Raw genomic sequence first — 13,630 nt, forward strand, 5'->3', positions numbered from 1 at the left:
CCGTGACCGAGACCCGGTACATCCCCTTTCACGGCGTGCGGGTGCACTACGACAGCGCCAAGAGCTACGACCAACTGCGTGCCGCGCTGCTCGCCGACATCGGCGAGCAACCGGTGCCGCTCAACGACATCGCCACCGACACCGGCGACTGGGAGTGTACCGCAAACGCGTCGAATCCCACGTCGGCCCAAGCGGATTCATGCTGATAGGCCTCATCGATCATGGCGCTTGGATCACCAAGGCCGGCATCGAGCGCAGGGCGCTGCGCGTGATCCTCGGCAACCCGCTGATCGCGATCACCATGCTGCGCCACGACGTGACGGCCGGGTTGTTCGCCCCGGTCGAACTGCTGCTCGCCGAGGAGGGTTCCGGCAGCAGCCTGACCTACGTCAAACCGTCGTCACTGATGGTTCCGGAGAGGGACCCGGCGCCCAATCCGGAATTGCTCGCCGCCGCGGAAGCGCTGGACGAGAGATTGGCCGCGCTGGCCGTCAAGGTGACCGGCTCGGTATCAGAGTTCGCTTGAGTACCAGTGGCATACGTCATCCCCCTGGCTGTACCGCTGGAACCAGCGATCGGCGAACACCGGAAGTGGCTCCTTGGCGGGATCGTGCAGTGGCGTCTGGCTCATCAGGACGCGGGCGGCGGTGCCGAGCTTCTGCTTCCAGGGCGCCGTGTGCAGCGCGGGCCGCACCCGCGGACCGGGACCGGCATCACGCCTCGGCGTCAGGCCGCGCCACGGGGCGAAATCCCGTGCGTCCACGCCGCGTTCCGATCGCGGCACGGCGGCGTCGATGCCGTCGAACAGCCTGGTGGCGACCTGCATCAGGTGTTTGACGACGCGGGGCAGCATCCGCAACCGGTACCACTTGTCGCCGACGACCGCGTCGTAGACGACCAGGGCCGAGCTGCGATGCTCCACCTCCTCGACGAAGTGCCACATCAGCAGCGATGCCACGCGTTCGTCGCCGGGGCGAAACAGCGTGGCCTCGTTGTCGAGCAGCATCTTGAAGAACGGCGTGAAAGTTGCTTCCAGATCGGCGATGTAGGCCAGCCGGAAGTTCAGCGGGGTGGACTCCGTGAGGTGGTCATAGGACGCGACGGCCGCGTCGAGGATTTCCCGCAGCCCGGGGTGGCTCCGGATCAGGGCACGCAGGTGCTGGCGGTGCGCGTTGGCGTGTTGGGCCTCCTGGCACAGAAACGCCTCCGCCTCGTCGGCGACCGCGGGGTCGGTGATGCGGGGCATGGCCTCTCGCACCGCCGAGACGAGCATCTTCTCGAAGCAGATCGCCATCATCGAGACCATGTTCATGTAGGTGGAGAAGGCGGGATTGCCCGCGTTCCAATTGAACGGGACCTCGCCGTCGAGGTCGAAGCGGATGCGCCGAATCTGTAGTTCTGTCATGGCATTACCTCGCGCCGGTCGGGTCGCCGAAGGAGCGCGCTTAGACGGCCCACGGGGACCGTCACCGAAACGGTCAGCGCCACCGCGAGCACGAAGCACACCAGTGCGTAGGCCAGGCTGCCGGTCGGCGTTCCGTCACGGGTGAGCCCGTGCGCGGCGTTCAGGTAGGCGGGCATGGCCGACACCCACAGCGACCCGAGAACAAGCAAATACGCGGATCCGAAGATCGCGACGAAGGTGTTGGGCGCGCTCGGTGTGAACGCGGCATTGCGCCACTGCCGCAACAGCACCGGGATGGCCACCACGGCGAACACGCCCAGAAGAGCGAAGTACAGCGCCCGCCGCAACCCACCGTCGGGATGCTGGCCGCCGGTCAGCAGTATCGGGACGTTGGCGACGACCAGTCCGACCGGCACCAGCACGGCCACGCCGAATGTGCGGCCGGTCAAGGCAATTCGGCTCAGCCGGCGGCCCCGCTCGATCGGGCGGGTCACCAGCAGCTGGGCGAACAGCGCAACGCAGGCCGGCCCGACCGTGGCGAAGAGCAGGACGCTGCTCAGCGGCACCGACGCCAGCATCGGGCGGTTGATCGCGTTGTCGGCGTTCCACGCCCACCAGCGCAGTTGCGGACCCAGCTGGTCGAAGATCTCGTAGTAGCAGTTGTGCACGAACCCCACGCACACCGCGCCGACGATCGCGCCCCAGTCCCGGAACACGCCGAGGCTGCGCACCACTTCGTAGGCCAGGGTCAGCATCGCGGGATAGAGCCCGACGATGTAGAGCGGCAGCCGGTCGTACATGAACTGCACCGTGAAGACGTTGTGCGCGAAGACCGCACCGATGGTGCCGTCGACGCGGAAGACCGTCGGGAAGTACAGCGGCGGCTCCACGATCAGCAGGTAGATCACCGTGGCGAACCAGATCACGATGTTGACGGGATCGCGGTCGCGCCGCAGCCGGCGGATCGCCCACCACAGCGCCAGCACCGCGCCCGCGACCATCAGCAGCTCGAGCACCGGCAGCGTCCAATTCGCCAGTCCGAACGGGTTTCTCAGCGTCACCCACGGTGCGGCGTGCTCACAGCCGAACCCGAGCCGGTTGGCGATGCGCTCGATGTCGTCGCTACATTGACCGCTCATCGTCGGGCGTCCTCAGTTCCAGGCGCACGCACAAGCTGCACGCGCTTACCGAAAGATTGACGATACATGTCTAACAAATGTGTATCGCCACTGTCCAGCTTTGACTACATTTGCAGGCATGCGGACTCACGGCTGGCAGGGCGAGCCGCCGCGCAGCGACGAGGATGCCGTCGCGCGGATCGTGGCGGCGGCCGACCGGTGCGTGCGGCGCCGCGGCGGGCAGACCACCATCGCCGACGTCGCCGCCGAGCTCGGGGTCAGCCGGAAGACCGTGTACCGATACTTCCCCAGCACCACCGCGCTGCTGCGGGCGGTGGCCACCGAGGGCACCCGAAAGTTCTTGGAAGCCATGGCCGAACGCCTGAGCACGATCGACGACATCGCCGAGGCCGTCGTCGAGGGCGTCGTCCTGACCGTCACCGCGGTGCCCGACGAGCCCTACCTCCAGCTCCTGCTGGAGGAGCCGTCCCACGCGCTGCTGCGCAGCATCACGTCGGAGACAGCGCGCCGCGTCGGGCAACAGGTCCTGGTCGAGCACACCTCGGTCGACTGGGAGCGCACGCCGATGGCGTCGCGGACCCTCGACGAACTGGTCGAATGGTCGCTGCGCGCCGTGCACTCCTTTCTGGCCAACCCCAGCGATCCGCCGCGCGACGCGGACCAGCTTCGCGGCTACCTGCGACGCTGGCTGGCCCCGGCGATCAGGCAATGGGTGCAACAGGCGGCGGCGGGGACGATGGTGTGACATTCGCTGACACTCGTCATTGACGAGCGTCAGCGAAATGCCGTACGGTGCGTCCATGCAGTCACCAGCGACGCCGTCCGCGAGCGGCGGCGGTGTCCGTGAGGCACGCCGGCGGGAAACCCGCGCCCGGTTGTTCGACGCGGCGCTGGCCGAGATTTCACAACGGGGCCTGGCCGCCGCCGACGTCAGCGCCATCGTCGCCGACGCGGGCGTGGCCCGCGGGACCTTCTACTTCCACTTCCCGACCAAGGAGCACGTCCTCGTCGAGGTGGAGCGCGCCGAGGAAACCCGGATCGTCAGCGAACTCGGCGGCGCCACCGGCGATCTGGCGGCGGTGCTCAACCAACTCGTGCAGCACGTGCTCAGCGCGGAAAAACGTTTGGGCCCAGCGGTTTTCCGGGACATGCTCGGACTGCACTTCTGCTCGACGCGGCCGGTCGAAGACGAGTTGGCGCAGCACCCGCTCGGACAGTTCCTGGTGGGCGTCATCGGCCGGGCCCAGGACGCCGGGCAGGTCGCCTCCGACGTCGACGCGGCCGAACTCGCGACGTTCTTCCTCACCGGGCTGTTCGCGCTGCTGGCCACCGGCGCACACGACGGTGCGCTGTTAAGTCATTACGTGACAACGATTGTCAAAGGGATGGAGAAACGATGACTGCCACCGGTATCGAGGGCTACCGAGCCTTCCTGGCGCGACGTGACGGCGAGGCCGACCTGCTCAACAGGCGACTGGCCAATCGCGAGCAGTTCTTCACCCAGATCGAAGCCAACCCGGTGCGCTCGGCGCGTCCCGCCGACCGAGCCACCTTCCTGCGCAACCTGCGCCGCCGGAAACCCGAACCCGGCCTGGACGACAAGATGCTGTTTCTGCTGGCCACCGCGAAGCTCAACCAGGCCGAGCGATTCGGCGTCGGGCTCGGCGAAACCTACGGGCGCAACAGCGACGAGAGCCTGCCGCCCGAGAATGTCTATCTCGAACTCGAGGAGCACTATCACACTCGGCTGCTGGCGTACGCCCTGGACGTGTTCGACCTGACCTTTCAGGTGGTCCCGCCGCCGTTCGTGATGCGCCAGTTCGTCAAGACCGGAGTGTTTCTTCCGGAACGGCTCGGCTTCATGTTCGTCGGAGCCGCCGAGATGGCCGGCTGCATCCTGTTCGACGAACTTCGCCGGGTCGGCAGTGCACTGTTCGCCGACGAGCCGCAGGTCGCCGAGCGCATCGAACTGCTCTACAGCGAAATCCTCACCGACGAGATCGGGCACGTCGGCTACTGCGCCTCGCGCTGCAGCACCGCGGAGCGGGCGATCATGCGCCGCCTCTATCCGCTGATCGGTCGGCTGTTCGCGCGGCAGACCGCCGAGATCAGCCTGCTCGTCGACCCGAAAGCGTTGCGCGCCAGGCTCGACCGACCCTTCGACGTCGACGAACTCACCGCGGGGCTGGACAACGAAACCTACCTCGTCGCCCACCCGTGACCCCGGACTCGACGGCGGACCCCGCAAACAACGTCGCGCCGAGCGTGCACTGAGTGCGACAGATCAGCGAAATATTCGCCGTGAGAACACGTTCGGCGCGCTGCGGCGAAGGCTGGGCCGGCGCTAAAAGCCAACGGGCGGTTAGGCCGCCAGCTCGCCGCCGGTGCGGCGCGCCACGGACGCCCGCTTGCCGCGCCGCCAACCGCGCACGGCCGCGATCGCGGACTTGAGCCCGCGGCGACGGCCGGTAGCCGGATCGGTGCCCAGGAAATCGGGATCCAGCTCGGCGAACATCCGCTCGCTGCGGGTCTCCGGAGCGTTGTCGGCGTCGTCGCGCAGATACTTGTTCGGCAGCGAGAGCTTGGCCAGCGTGCGCCATGTCTTCGCGTACTGGAACAGGAAAGATCCTGTGGTGTAAGGCAAGTCGTACTTGTCACAGACCTGGCGTACCCGCACCGAGATCTCGTGCAACCGGTTGCTGGGCAGATCGGGGTACAGGTGGTGCTCGATCTGGTGACACAGGTTGCCGCTCATGAACCGCAACACCGGGCCGGCCTCGAAATTGGCGCTGCCCAGCATCTGGCGCAGGTACCACTGTCCCTTGGTCTCGCCGATCATGTCGGTCTTGGTGAATTTCTCTGCGCCGTCCGGGAAATGGCCGCAGAAGATGACAGCGTTGGCCCACACGTTGCGGATCACGTTGGCCATCGCGTTGGCCTTCAAGGTGGACAGGAAGGTCGCGCCGGGCGACAGTGACGTCAGCGCCGGGAACGCGACGTAGTCCTTGACCACCTGGCGACCCGCCTTGGCCAGGAACTCGTCGATCCGCTGCCGGGCTTCCTCGTGGTCCATCCGGCGCTTGAGGATCTTGCCGATCTCCACGTGCTGCAGGCCCACTCCCCATTCAAAAAGCAAGGCCAGCAACGTGTTCCACACCAGATTGAACAGGTTGAAGCGCTTCCAACGCTGGTCGCGGGTGACGCGCAGCATGCCGTAGCCGACGTCGTCGTCCATCCCGAGAATGTTGGTGTACTTGTGGTGCACGAAGTTGTGGGTGTATCGCCAGTGCTTGGACGACCCGCTCATGTCCCACTCCCACGTCGAGGAGTGGATCTCGGGGTCGTTCATCCAGTCCCACTGCCCGTGCATGACGTTGTGGCCGATCTCCATGTTCTCGATGATCTTGGCCACGCCCAGGGTCACCGTCCCCGCCCACCAGGCCGAGCGCCGCGAGCCCGCGGCCAGCAGCAGCCGGCCGGTCACCTCCAGCGCGCGCTGGGCCGCGATGGTGCGGCGGATGTAGCGGGCGTCCCGCTCGCCGCGCGAGTCCTCCACGTCCTGGCGGATGGCATCGAGCTCAACGGCCAGGTTTTCGATATCGGCGTCCGTCAGATGGGCGAATACGTCGACGTCTGTGATCGCCATCGTCGTCATCTCCCTGCGGTCGTATTGTTCGGTCCGTTCATCCGTCCCAGACCTACGCTATCGTAACCTACGACGCCGTAGGTTACCTGTGAGTAGCCTTTAAATGTCGAGCACGCAATCCCCGGATGCGGCCGACACGCAGGTCTGCACCCGGGTCCCCGGCTCGTGTTCGGCGCCGGTGCGCAGATCGCGGACGTGCCCCTCGACCAGGCCGACCACACACGACTGACAGATACCCATCCGGCAGCCGAAGGGCATCTGCACCCCGGCGGCTTCGCCCGCATCCATCAACGAGGTCGCCGCGTCGGCGTCGACGCTGCGCCCGCTCCTGGCGAAGGTGACCATGCCGCCGGCGCCGGCGGGTGCGGCCTTGGACACCGCGAAGCGCTCCAGATGCAACTGCTCGCCGATGCCCGCGGCCGACCATACCCGCTCGGCGGCGTTGAGCATCCCTTCCGGACCGCAGGCCCAGGTCTGGCGCTCGCGCCAGTCGGGCACCTCGCGGTCCAGCAGGGACAGGTCGAGCCGGCCGCGGGTGCGGGTCTCCCGCAACTGCAGGCGATAGCCGGGGTGCTCGTTCGCCAGGGCGGCCAGCTCGCCGCGGAACATCACGTCGGCCTCGGTGGGCGCCGAGTGCAGGTGGACGATGTCACCAATCTGGTTGCGGCGCACCAGTGTTCGCAGCATCGACATCACCGGCGTGATCCCGGAGCCGGCGGTGAGGAACAGGATCGAGGCGGGCGCCGGGTCGGGCAGCACGAAGTTGCCCTGCGGCGCCGCCAGCCGGACCACGGTGCCCGGCTCGACGCCGGCCACCAGGTGACTCGACAGGAAGCCCTCGGGCATCGCCTTGACGGTGATGGTCACGGTCCGCGCCGACGCCGACGTCGCCGGGCTCGAGGTCAGCGAGTACGACCGCCACCGCCAGCGCCCGTCGATCAACAGTCCGATGCCGATGTATTGGCCGGGCTGGTAGTCGAAGTTGAAGCCCCAGCCCGGTTTGATCACCAGGGTCGCGGAATCCTCGGTCTCCCGGCGCACGTCGACGACGCGGCCGCGCAGTTCCCGCGCCGACCAGAGTGGATTGGCCAGGTGCAGGTAGTCGTCGGGCAGCAGCGGCGTGGTGATGCGCGCGGCGAGTTTGCGCAGCGCGTGCCAGCCGGGGTGCCGCTCTGCCCCCGCGACCACGGGTCGCTTGGTGTCGCCGAGGTTGGCGGTGATGGGCGATGTCGTCTTGCTCATGGTGTTGCTCATGTTGGAAGCTCCTGCCTCGCGATTGCGGCGTGCGGTCAACGCCAGAGCCAAAAGCTACGGTACCGTAACCTACGGTACCGTACCCTCGGCGTCGCGGCCAGGCGTGCGGTTACAACAGCTCCAGCAGAAACGGCAGCTCCTGGCTGGCGTACCAGGCCAGGTCATGGTCCTGGGCGTCGCCGACGATCAGGTCGGCATCCTCGTCCCCCAGGTCGGCGGCGTCGACGGCCTCGATCGCCTTGGCCACCGCCGGTTCGGCGGCGGCGTTGTCGACGTAGGCGGCGATCACGTCCTCGATCCGGACCGGCCCGGCCAGCCTGACCACGGCGTCGTCCAGGTCGGGGCGGTAGGTGAGGTCGTCGACGTCGGCCGCCAGCACCGCGCGGCGCGGCGGCAGGGCGCCGTGTTCGGCTTCGTGCTCGGCGCCGGCCAGCAGCCGCAGCGACGCCAGCGCCGCCTCGCGCAGCGCCACCTCGGCGAGCTCGTCGTCGTCGCCCTCGGCGTAGGCCTCGCGCAACACCGGCGTCAGCGCGAACGCCGTCCCGTTGACCGCAGCCAACGAGCCGTCGGCGACCAGCCGCTGCAGCATGGCCAGCGTGGCGGGGATGTAGACAGTGGCCACGGCTAGATCAGCGTGGCCGCGTAGTCGTCGACATACCTCGACAGCTCACGCGGCGGGCGCTGGTAGTTGCCGGTCACGACGGGACGCCGCGGCAGCTTGACGGGGGGCGCCTCGACGGCGTGGTAGGGGATCGTGGACAACAGATGGGCCATCATGTTCAGTCGCGCGTGCTTCTTGATGTCGGATTCCACGACGTACCACGGACTCTCCGGGGTATCGGTGTGCACCATCATCTCGTCCTTCGCGCGTGAATAGTCCTCCCACCGGTATACCGATTCCAGATCGATCGGAGACAGTTTCCAGCGCCGGACCGGGTCTTTCAGCCGCGCCTTGAACCGGCGCAGCTGTTCGGCCTCAGAAACCGAGAACCAATATTTGCGCAGCAATATCCCGTCATCGATCAGCATCTGCTCGAAGATCGGAGTCTGCCGCAAAAACAGCACATACTCCTGCGGCGTGCAGAATCCCATGACCTTCTCGATGCCGGCCCGGTTGTACCACGATCGGTCGAACAGCACGATCTCACCCTTGCTGGGCAAGTGCGCGATGTAGCGCTGGTAATACCATTGGCCGCGTTCGCGATCGGTGGGCACCGGCAGCGCGGCGACGCGGGCGACCCGCGGGCTGAGATATTCGGTGATCCGTTTGATCGCGCCGCCCTTGCCGGCCGCGTCGCGGCCCTCGAAGACCACCACCAGTCGCGCCCCGGAATGGCGCACCCACTCCTGCAGTTTCACCAATTCCGTTTGCAGCCGGAACAATTCGGCTTCGTAGACGGCGTCGGGAATCTTCACCGCGGCCCGGGCCGATTTCTTCTTGCCGGCCTTGAGGGGAACGCCGTCGTTTTTCGCGCTGCTCACAGCCACGAATGATAGCCCCACGCAGGGATTTTCAGCGCCGTCTAGCGCTGCCTAAGACCGGGCGGCCTCCACCAGTTCCTCGAGCGCCTGGTTCAGCAATGCGGGCAGCAGGTCGACGTCGCTCATCGCTTCGCGGTCGGCGTTGATGCCGTAGTAGAGCATGCCGTTGTAGGACGTCACGCCGATGGCCAGCGCCTGGTTGTGCAGCAGCGGCGGCACCGAGTAGGTCTCCAGCAGCTTGGTGCCGGCGACGTACATCTGCGACTGCGCCCCGGGCGCGTTGGTGATCAACAGGTTGAAGGTGCGCTTGGAGAAGCTCGGGAAGCTGGTCGCGACCCGGATGCCCATGGCGTGCAGGGTGGGCGGGGCGAAACCCGACAGCGTGACGATGGTCCTGGCGTCGACCAGATGCGCGGCCGTCGGGTTGGATTCGGTGGCGTGCGCGATCTGGGAGAGCCGCACCACCGCGTTCGGCTCCCCCACCGGCAGGTCGACCAGAAACGGCATCACCTGGCTGATCGCCTGACCGGGGCCGCTGACGTCCAGGTCACCGTCGGCGTACACCGACAGCGGCGCCATCGCCCGCACCGTCGCGGTGGGCGACACCGCCGCCCCGCGGGACATCAGCCAGCTGCCCAGGGCGCCGGCGATCACCGCCAGCACCACGTCGTTGACGTCGCAGTCGTAGCGGGCCCGCACGGTGCGGTAGTCCTCCAGGCTGCCGCTGGCCACGGTGAACCGCCGGTGGCGCGACACGGTGGCGTTGAGCGGGCTGCTGGGCGCGGTGCCGCGGGCCACGTTGCGCACGAAATCGAAGACCCGCCGGCCGGCGTCGACCAGCTCGCCGTAGTTGGTCACCAGCCCGCCGATCGCCGACCCGACGGCCTGCAGCTGCGCGCTGGGGCCCACCAGCCACTCCCCGATCGCGCCCAGGACCAGCCGGGTGTTGCCCGGGTCGCGTTCCGGGACCCAGATGTCTTCGGGGAAGGCCGGCGGGCGTTTGGTCCGGTCGGCGATGACGTGGTTGATCTCCAGCGCCGTCATCCCGTTGATCAGCGCTTGATGGGACTTGGTGTAGAGCGCCAGCCGGTTCTTGGACAGGCCCTCGACCAGATACATCTCCCACAGCGGCCGCGTCTTGTCCAGCGGCCGGGCGGCCAGCCGGGCGATCAGCTCGTGCAGCTGCTCGTCACTGCCCGGCGAGGGCAGCGCCGAGCGGCGCACGTGATAGGTGATGTCGAAGTCGCCGTCGTCGATCCACACCGGCCGGGCGGTGCCGACCGGCACCTCCCGCACCTTCTGCCGGTAGCGCGGTATCTGCGGCAGCCGCTGCTCGATGGTGTGCAGCAGCGTCTCGTAGCTCAGCCCGGCACGCGGGCGGCGCAGGATCGCCAGCGATCCGACGTACATGGGGGTGGCGGTGTTCTCCAGCCGGTAGAACGACGCATCCGCCGGGGACAACCGGCTAACCATGCAGCGCTGTCCTCCTGGTCAGTGGGCCGTCCGTGCGCGCAGCGACCGTATTTCTCGCCCACCGTAGTGGTCCGGCCGGCGCACCCGTCAGCGCGGGTACGCCCGCGAGCCAGTTGTGCCATGATGACCACTGACCAACCACCGTCTGCCCTCTCTCCAGCAGGCTTGCGGTCCGCCGCAAGAGTCCGCCCCAACAGTTGGAGAGTGCGCGTTGAACACCGGTCCCGTCGCCAACCCGTCCGACGCTTTCACCGTGGTACCAGTCGTCGACTACGAGCCGCAAACCCAGGACGTGCCGCGCGCGCTGGCGCAGTGCCGGCCGTCCGCGCGTGCGCCGTTGCGCCGCGGCGGCGGCCACGCGTCGCCCCGCGCCTGCGGCGGGCCACCCGGCCGAGCGGCCGCGCCGCAAGCCGGCGCGGTCATGTCCGCCCAGCTGCGCGAGGCGGCGGTGTTCGCCGACGCGGCGCTGCGCCGGGTGCTCGAGGTCATCGACCGCCGCCGTCCGGCCGCCCAGCTCAACCCGCTGCTGGCCCCCAGTCTGGTGGATTCTGTTGTGGCGGTTGGGCGTTCGCTGACCGGACCGGAGCCGGGTGCCGCGGTGCTGCGCCGGATGCGGTTGCAGCCGGCCGGTCACGGCGACCCGCAGACGGCGGCCGAAGTCTTCGGTTGCTACAGCCGGGGCAATCGGATGCACGCCATCGCCTGCCGGGTCGAGCAGGTGCCCGGCGCCGGCGGGACCCGGTGGATGGTGGTGGCCCTGCACATCGGGTGAACCGGGCGCGCCCTCAGGTCGCCGGTGCGGCCGGCCGCGGGCCGGTGTAGCGGGCGAGCACCGGCCCCGCGATCGCCATGATGAAAACGTAGGACGTCGCCAGCGCCGCGACCGCGGGCAGCGAGCTGCCGGCCAATCCGATGATGATCAACGAGAATTCGCCGCGGGCGATCAGCGCGGTGCCCGCCCGCAACTGCCCGCGCCGCGCCACCCCGTCGTGCCGGGCGGCGAAGATCCCGGTGGCCACCTTGGTCGCCGCGGTCGCGGCGGCCAGGATCAGCGCCGCGGGCAGCATCGGGATCAGCTCGTGCGGATCCACCGAGTAGCCGATCGCCAGAAAGAAGATGGCGGCGAACAGATCCCGCAGCGGCGCCAGCACCTGACGGGTCCGGGTCGCGGTCTCCCCGGTCAGCGTCAGGCCCACCAGGAACGCGCCCACCGCGGCCGAGGCGTGCAGGGATTCGGCCATGGCCGCCACGATCAGGGTGATGCCGAGCACCCGCAGCATCAACTGTTCGGAGTCGGGATGTTCGACCAGCCGCTGCACGTGGTGACCCCAGCGGTAGGACGCGGCGAACGCCGCCACCAGCGCGCTCACCGCCACCACCATGCCGACGACGGCGTGCAGCCAGCCGCCGCCGGACGCCAGCACCGCGAACAGCGGCAGGTAGGCGGCCATCGCGAAGTCCTCGAGCACCAGCACCGACAGCACCGCCGGGGTCTCCCGGTTACCGAGCCGGCGCAGGTCCTCCAGCAGCCGGGCGACGACGCCCGACGAGGAGATGTAGGTGACGCCGGCCAGGCACAGGATGGCCACCCCGTCCAGTCCCAGCAGCCAGCCGGCGATCGCGCCGGGCGCGGCGTTCAGCACGACGTCGACCGCCGCGGACGGCAAGTGGTGCCGCATGCTGCTGGAGAATTCGGCGACGGAGAACTCGCAGCCCAGGGTCAGCAGCAGCAACACCACGCCGATGGGCGCGCTGGTGGTGATGAACTGCCCGCCGGTGGCCAGCGGCAGCAGCCCGCCCTTGCCCAGCGCCAGGCCCGCCAGCAGGTAGACGGGGATGGGCGACAACGCGAATCGGCGCGCGGCGGCGCCCAATACGGCCAGAGTGGCCAGGAGGGCGCCGAGTTGCAGTAGCAGCGTCCCCGAAATCTGCACCGGCTCAGCCCTTGTCGATGATCTTCTCGACGCCGGCGATACCGTCTTCGGTGCCGATCACGATCAGAACGTCGCGGGCATGCAACATCTCGGAGGGACCCGGTGAGGCCAGCACTTCGTCGTCGCGCACGATGGCGACGATGGACGCCCCGGTGCGGGTGCGGGCCCGGGTGTCGCCCAGCGGGTGGTCGACGAACGGGCTGCCGGCCAGGATGTGCACCTGGCCCGTCTCCAGCCCGGGCACTTCCTTGGCCAGCTCGGTGAACCGTTCGGCGATGCGCGGCGCGCCCAGGATCTGGGCCACCGCCTCGGCCTCCTCGTTGGACAGGTGCAGCACCGGCCGGGCCTCGTCGGGATCCTCGCGGGCGTAGACGACGACGTCGAAGTCGCCGCTGCGCCGCGCGATGATGCCGACGCGGTCGCCCTTGTGGTCGGTGAACTCGTAGCGAAGGCCGACCCCGGGCAGCAGCACCTCCTTGACGTCCATACGTCAATCCTGACAGGTCGCTGTCGCCGGCGCCGACCCCGCTAGGGCAGACCGGCGGGTTGGGTCGGGTGCCGGCGCGGCCGGTGCCCCAGGGGAACCAGCATCGGCACCCGGTGCCGGTAATCGCGGTACTGGTCGCCGAGCGCCTGCACCAGGTCGTGCTCCTCCAGGTGCACGGCCAGCAGGATGTAGCCGGTCATGGCGATCGAGAACAGCAGGTGCCCGGCGGTCATGGTGGGCGCCGCCCAGAAGGCGATGACGAAGCCGAGCATCAGCGGGTGGCGTACCATCCGGTAGAGCATGCGCGCGTGAAAACCTATGTGGCTGTAGGGTTTTCCGCGCCACGCGAGATACACCTGGCGGAGTCCGAACAGGTCGAAGTGGCTGACCATGAAGGTGGCGGCCAGCGCGATCACCCAGCCGAGCCAGAACAACGTCCACAGCACCAGCCGGCCGGCTGGTGCTGTCACCTCCCAGATCACGGCCGGCATCGTCCGCCACTGCCAGTACAGCAGCACCAGCACGGCGCTGGACAGCACCACGTAGGTGCTGCGTTCGATCGTGGCCGGGACCAGCCGCGTCCACCACGCCTTGAAACCGGGCCGGGCCATCACGCTGTGCTGGACGCCGAACAGGCCGAGCAACACCAGGTTGACCGCCACCGCCTCGCCGATCGGCGACGACAGTCCGTGATCGACGGTACGTGGCACCCAAAAGTTTCCCAGGAAAGCGACGAGATACAGAAATGCGCCGAGAAAGAGCAGATAAGCGGCGGCTCCATAGCCGACGACCAGATAGCGTTTCATTAGC

At 68.3% G+C, this 13,630-nt stretch carries 14 protein-coding genes and 1 pseudogene; 5 read left to right on the top strand and 10 right to left on the bottom strand.

Translation table 11 applies throughout. From position 1 onward, the window contains the following. Window positions 1–2 precede the first annotated feature (2 nt). A pseudogene (locus tag MAA44156_RS18065) lies at window positions 3–526 on the top strand (DUF302 domain-containing protein). On the opposite strand, the gene MAA44156_RS18070 reads toward MAA44156_RS18065, so the two are convergent. Then, entirely contained in the window at window positions 512–1,405 is an 894-nt protein-coding gene (locus tag MAA44156_RS18070; RefSeq protein WP_009978706.1) for a metal-dependent hydrolase, read from the bottom strand. The pseudogene MAA44156_RS18065 and the gene MAA44156_RS18070 sit on opposite strands and share 15 nt — an antisense overlap. Continuing rightward, the gene (locus MAA44156_RS18075) at window positions 1,402–2,544 is read right to left on the bottom strand and encodes a hypothetical protein (protein ID WP_009978707.1); all 1,143 of its coding nucleotides are present in this window, start codon (window positions 2,542–2,544) and stop codon (window positions 1,402–1,404) included. The genes MAA44156_RS18070 and MAA44156_RS18075 overlap by 4 nt, the downstream gene beginning before the upstream one ends. A gap of 118 nt (window positions 2,545–2,662) precedes the next feature. On the opposite strand from MAA44156_RS18075, the gene MAA44156_RS18080 reads away from it, so the two are divergent. From MAA44156_RS18080 to MAA44156_RS18090, 3 genes are read left to right on the top strand one after another with little or no spacing between them, the layout of a single operon-like run. Then, window positions 2,663–3,289, top strand: coding sequence for a TetR/AcrR family transcriptional regulator (locus MAA44156_RS18080; protein ID WP_009978708.1), 627 nt, complete (start codon window positions 2,663–2,665; stop codon window positions 3,287–3,289). 37 nt (window positions 3,290–3,326) lie between these two features. Then, the gene (locus tag MAA44156_RS18085; RefSeq protein WP_009978709.1) at window positions 3,327–3,944 is read left to right on the top strand and encodes a TetR/AcrR family transcriptional regulator; all 618 of its coding nucleotides are present in this window, start codon (window positions 3,327–3,329) and stop codon (window positions 3,942–3,944) included. Next, window positions 3,941–4,765 (top strand): hypothetical protein, encoded by an 825-nt coding sequence (locus MAA44156_RS18090; protein WP_009978711.1) that lies wholly within the window; start codon window positions 3,941–3,943, stop codon window positions 4,763–4,765. Before MAA44156_RS18085 ends, MAA44156_RS18090 begins: the two co-directional genes overlap by 4 nt. A gap of 141 nt (window positions 4,766–4,906) precedes the next feature. Here MAA44156_RS18090 and MAA44156_RS18095 read toward each other — a convergent pair whose 3' ends face one another. The 5 genes from MAA44156_RS18095 to MAA44156_RS18115 all read right to left on the bottom strand — a co-directional run bounded on the left by MAA44156_RS18095 (window position 4,907) and on the right by MAA44156_RS18115 (window position 10,399). Next, window positions 4,907–6,190, bottom strand: coding sequence for a fatty acid desaturase family protein (locus MAA44156_RS18095; RefSeq protein WP_009978713.1), 1,284 nt, complete (start codon window positions 6,188–6,190; stop codon window positions 4,907–4,909). Between the two features lie 99 nt (window positions 6,191–6,289). Beyond that, the gene (locus MAA44156_RS18100; protein ID WP_009978714.1) at window positions 6,290–7,432 is read right to left on the bottom strand and encodes a ferredoxin reductase; all 1,143 of its coding nucleotides are present in this window, start codon (window positions 7,430–7,432) and stop codon (window positions 6,290–6,292) included. Between the two features lie 121 nt (window positions 7,433–7,553). Beyond that, complete coding sequence (locus MAA44156_RS18105) at window positions 7,554–8,066, bottom strand: DUF6912 family protein (RefSeq protein ID WP_009978715.1); 513 nt, start codon at window positions 8,064–8,066, stop codon at window positions 7,554–7,556. 2 nt (window positions 8,067–8,068) lie between these two features. Continuing rightward, a complete protein-coding gene (ppk2, locus tag MAA44156_RS18110) occupies window positions 8,069–8,926 on the bottom strand; it encodes a polyphosphate kinase 2 (protein WP_011725940.1) in 858 nt (285 codons plus the stop codon). 51 nt (window positions 8,927–8,977) lie between these two features. After that, entirely contained in the window at window positions 8,978–10,399 is a 1,422-nt protein-coding gene (locus tag MAA44156_RS18115) for a WS/DGAT/MGAT family O-acyltransferase (RefSeq protein WP_009978720.1), read from the bottom strand. A 211-nt stretch (window positions 10,400–10,610) separates the two neighbouring features. Between MAA44156_RS18115 and MAA44156_RS18120 the strand changes: the two genes are divergently transcribed. Next, window positions 10,611–11,171 (top strand): Rv3235 family protein, encoded by a 561-nt coding sequence (locus tag MAA44156_RS18120; RefSeq protein WP_011725941.1) that lies wholly within the window; start codon window positions 10,611–10,613, stop codon window positions 11,169–11,171. 13 nt (window positions 11,172–11,184) lie between these two features. Here the strand turns inward: MAA44156_RS18120 and MAA44156_RS18125 are convergent, their stop codons facing one another. From MAA44156_RS18125 to mddA, 3 genes are read right to left on the bottom strand one after another with little or no spacing between them, the layout of a single operon-like run. Then, entirely contained in the window at window positions 11,185–12,333 is a 1,149-nt protein-coding gene (locus tag MAA44156_RS18125; protein WP_009978726.1) for a cation:proton antiporter, read from the bottom strand. Window positions 12,334–12,337: 4 nt separating this feature from the next. Next, window positions 12,338–12,820 carry a cation:proton antiporter regulatory subunit gene (locus MAA44156_RS18130; protein ID WP_003874575.1) on the bottom strand — a complete coding sequence of 161 codons (483 nt, stop codon included), beginning with the start codon at window positions 12,818–12,820 and terminating at the stop codon, window positions 12,338–12,340. Between the two features lie 41 nt (window positions 12,821–12,861). Continuing rightward, complete coding sequence (gene mddA / locus MAA44156_RS18135) at window positions 12,862–13,626, bottom strand: methanethiol S-methyltransferase (protein WP_029248581.1); 765 nt, start codon at window positions 13,624–13,626, stop codon at window positions 12,862–12,864. Window positions 13,627–13,630 lie beyond the last annotated feature (4 nt).

The organism is Mycobacterium avium subsp. avium (assembly GCF_009741445.1).
GTDB lineage: Bacteria > Actinomycetota > Actinomycetes > Mycobacteriales > Mycobacteriaceae > Mycobacterium > Mycobacterium avium.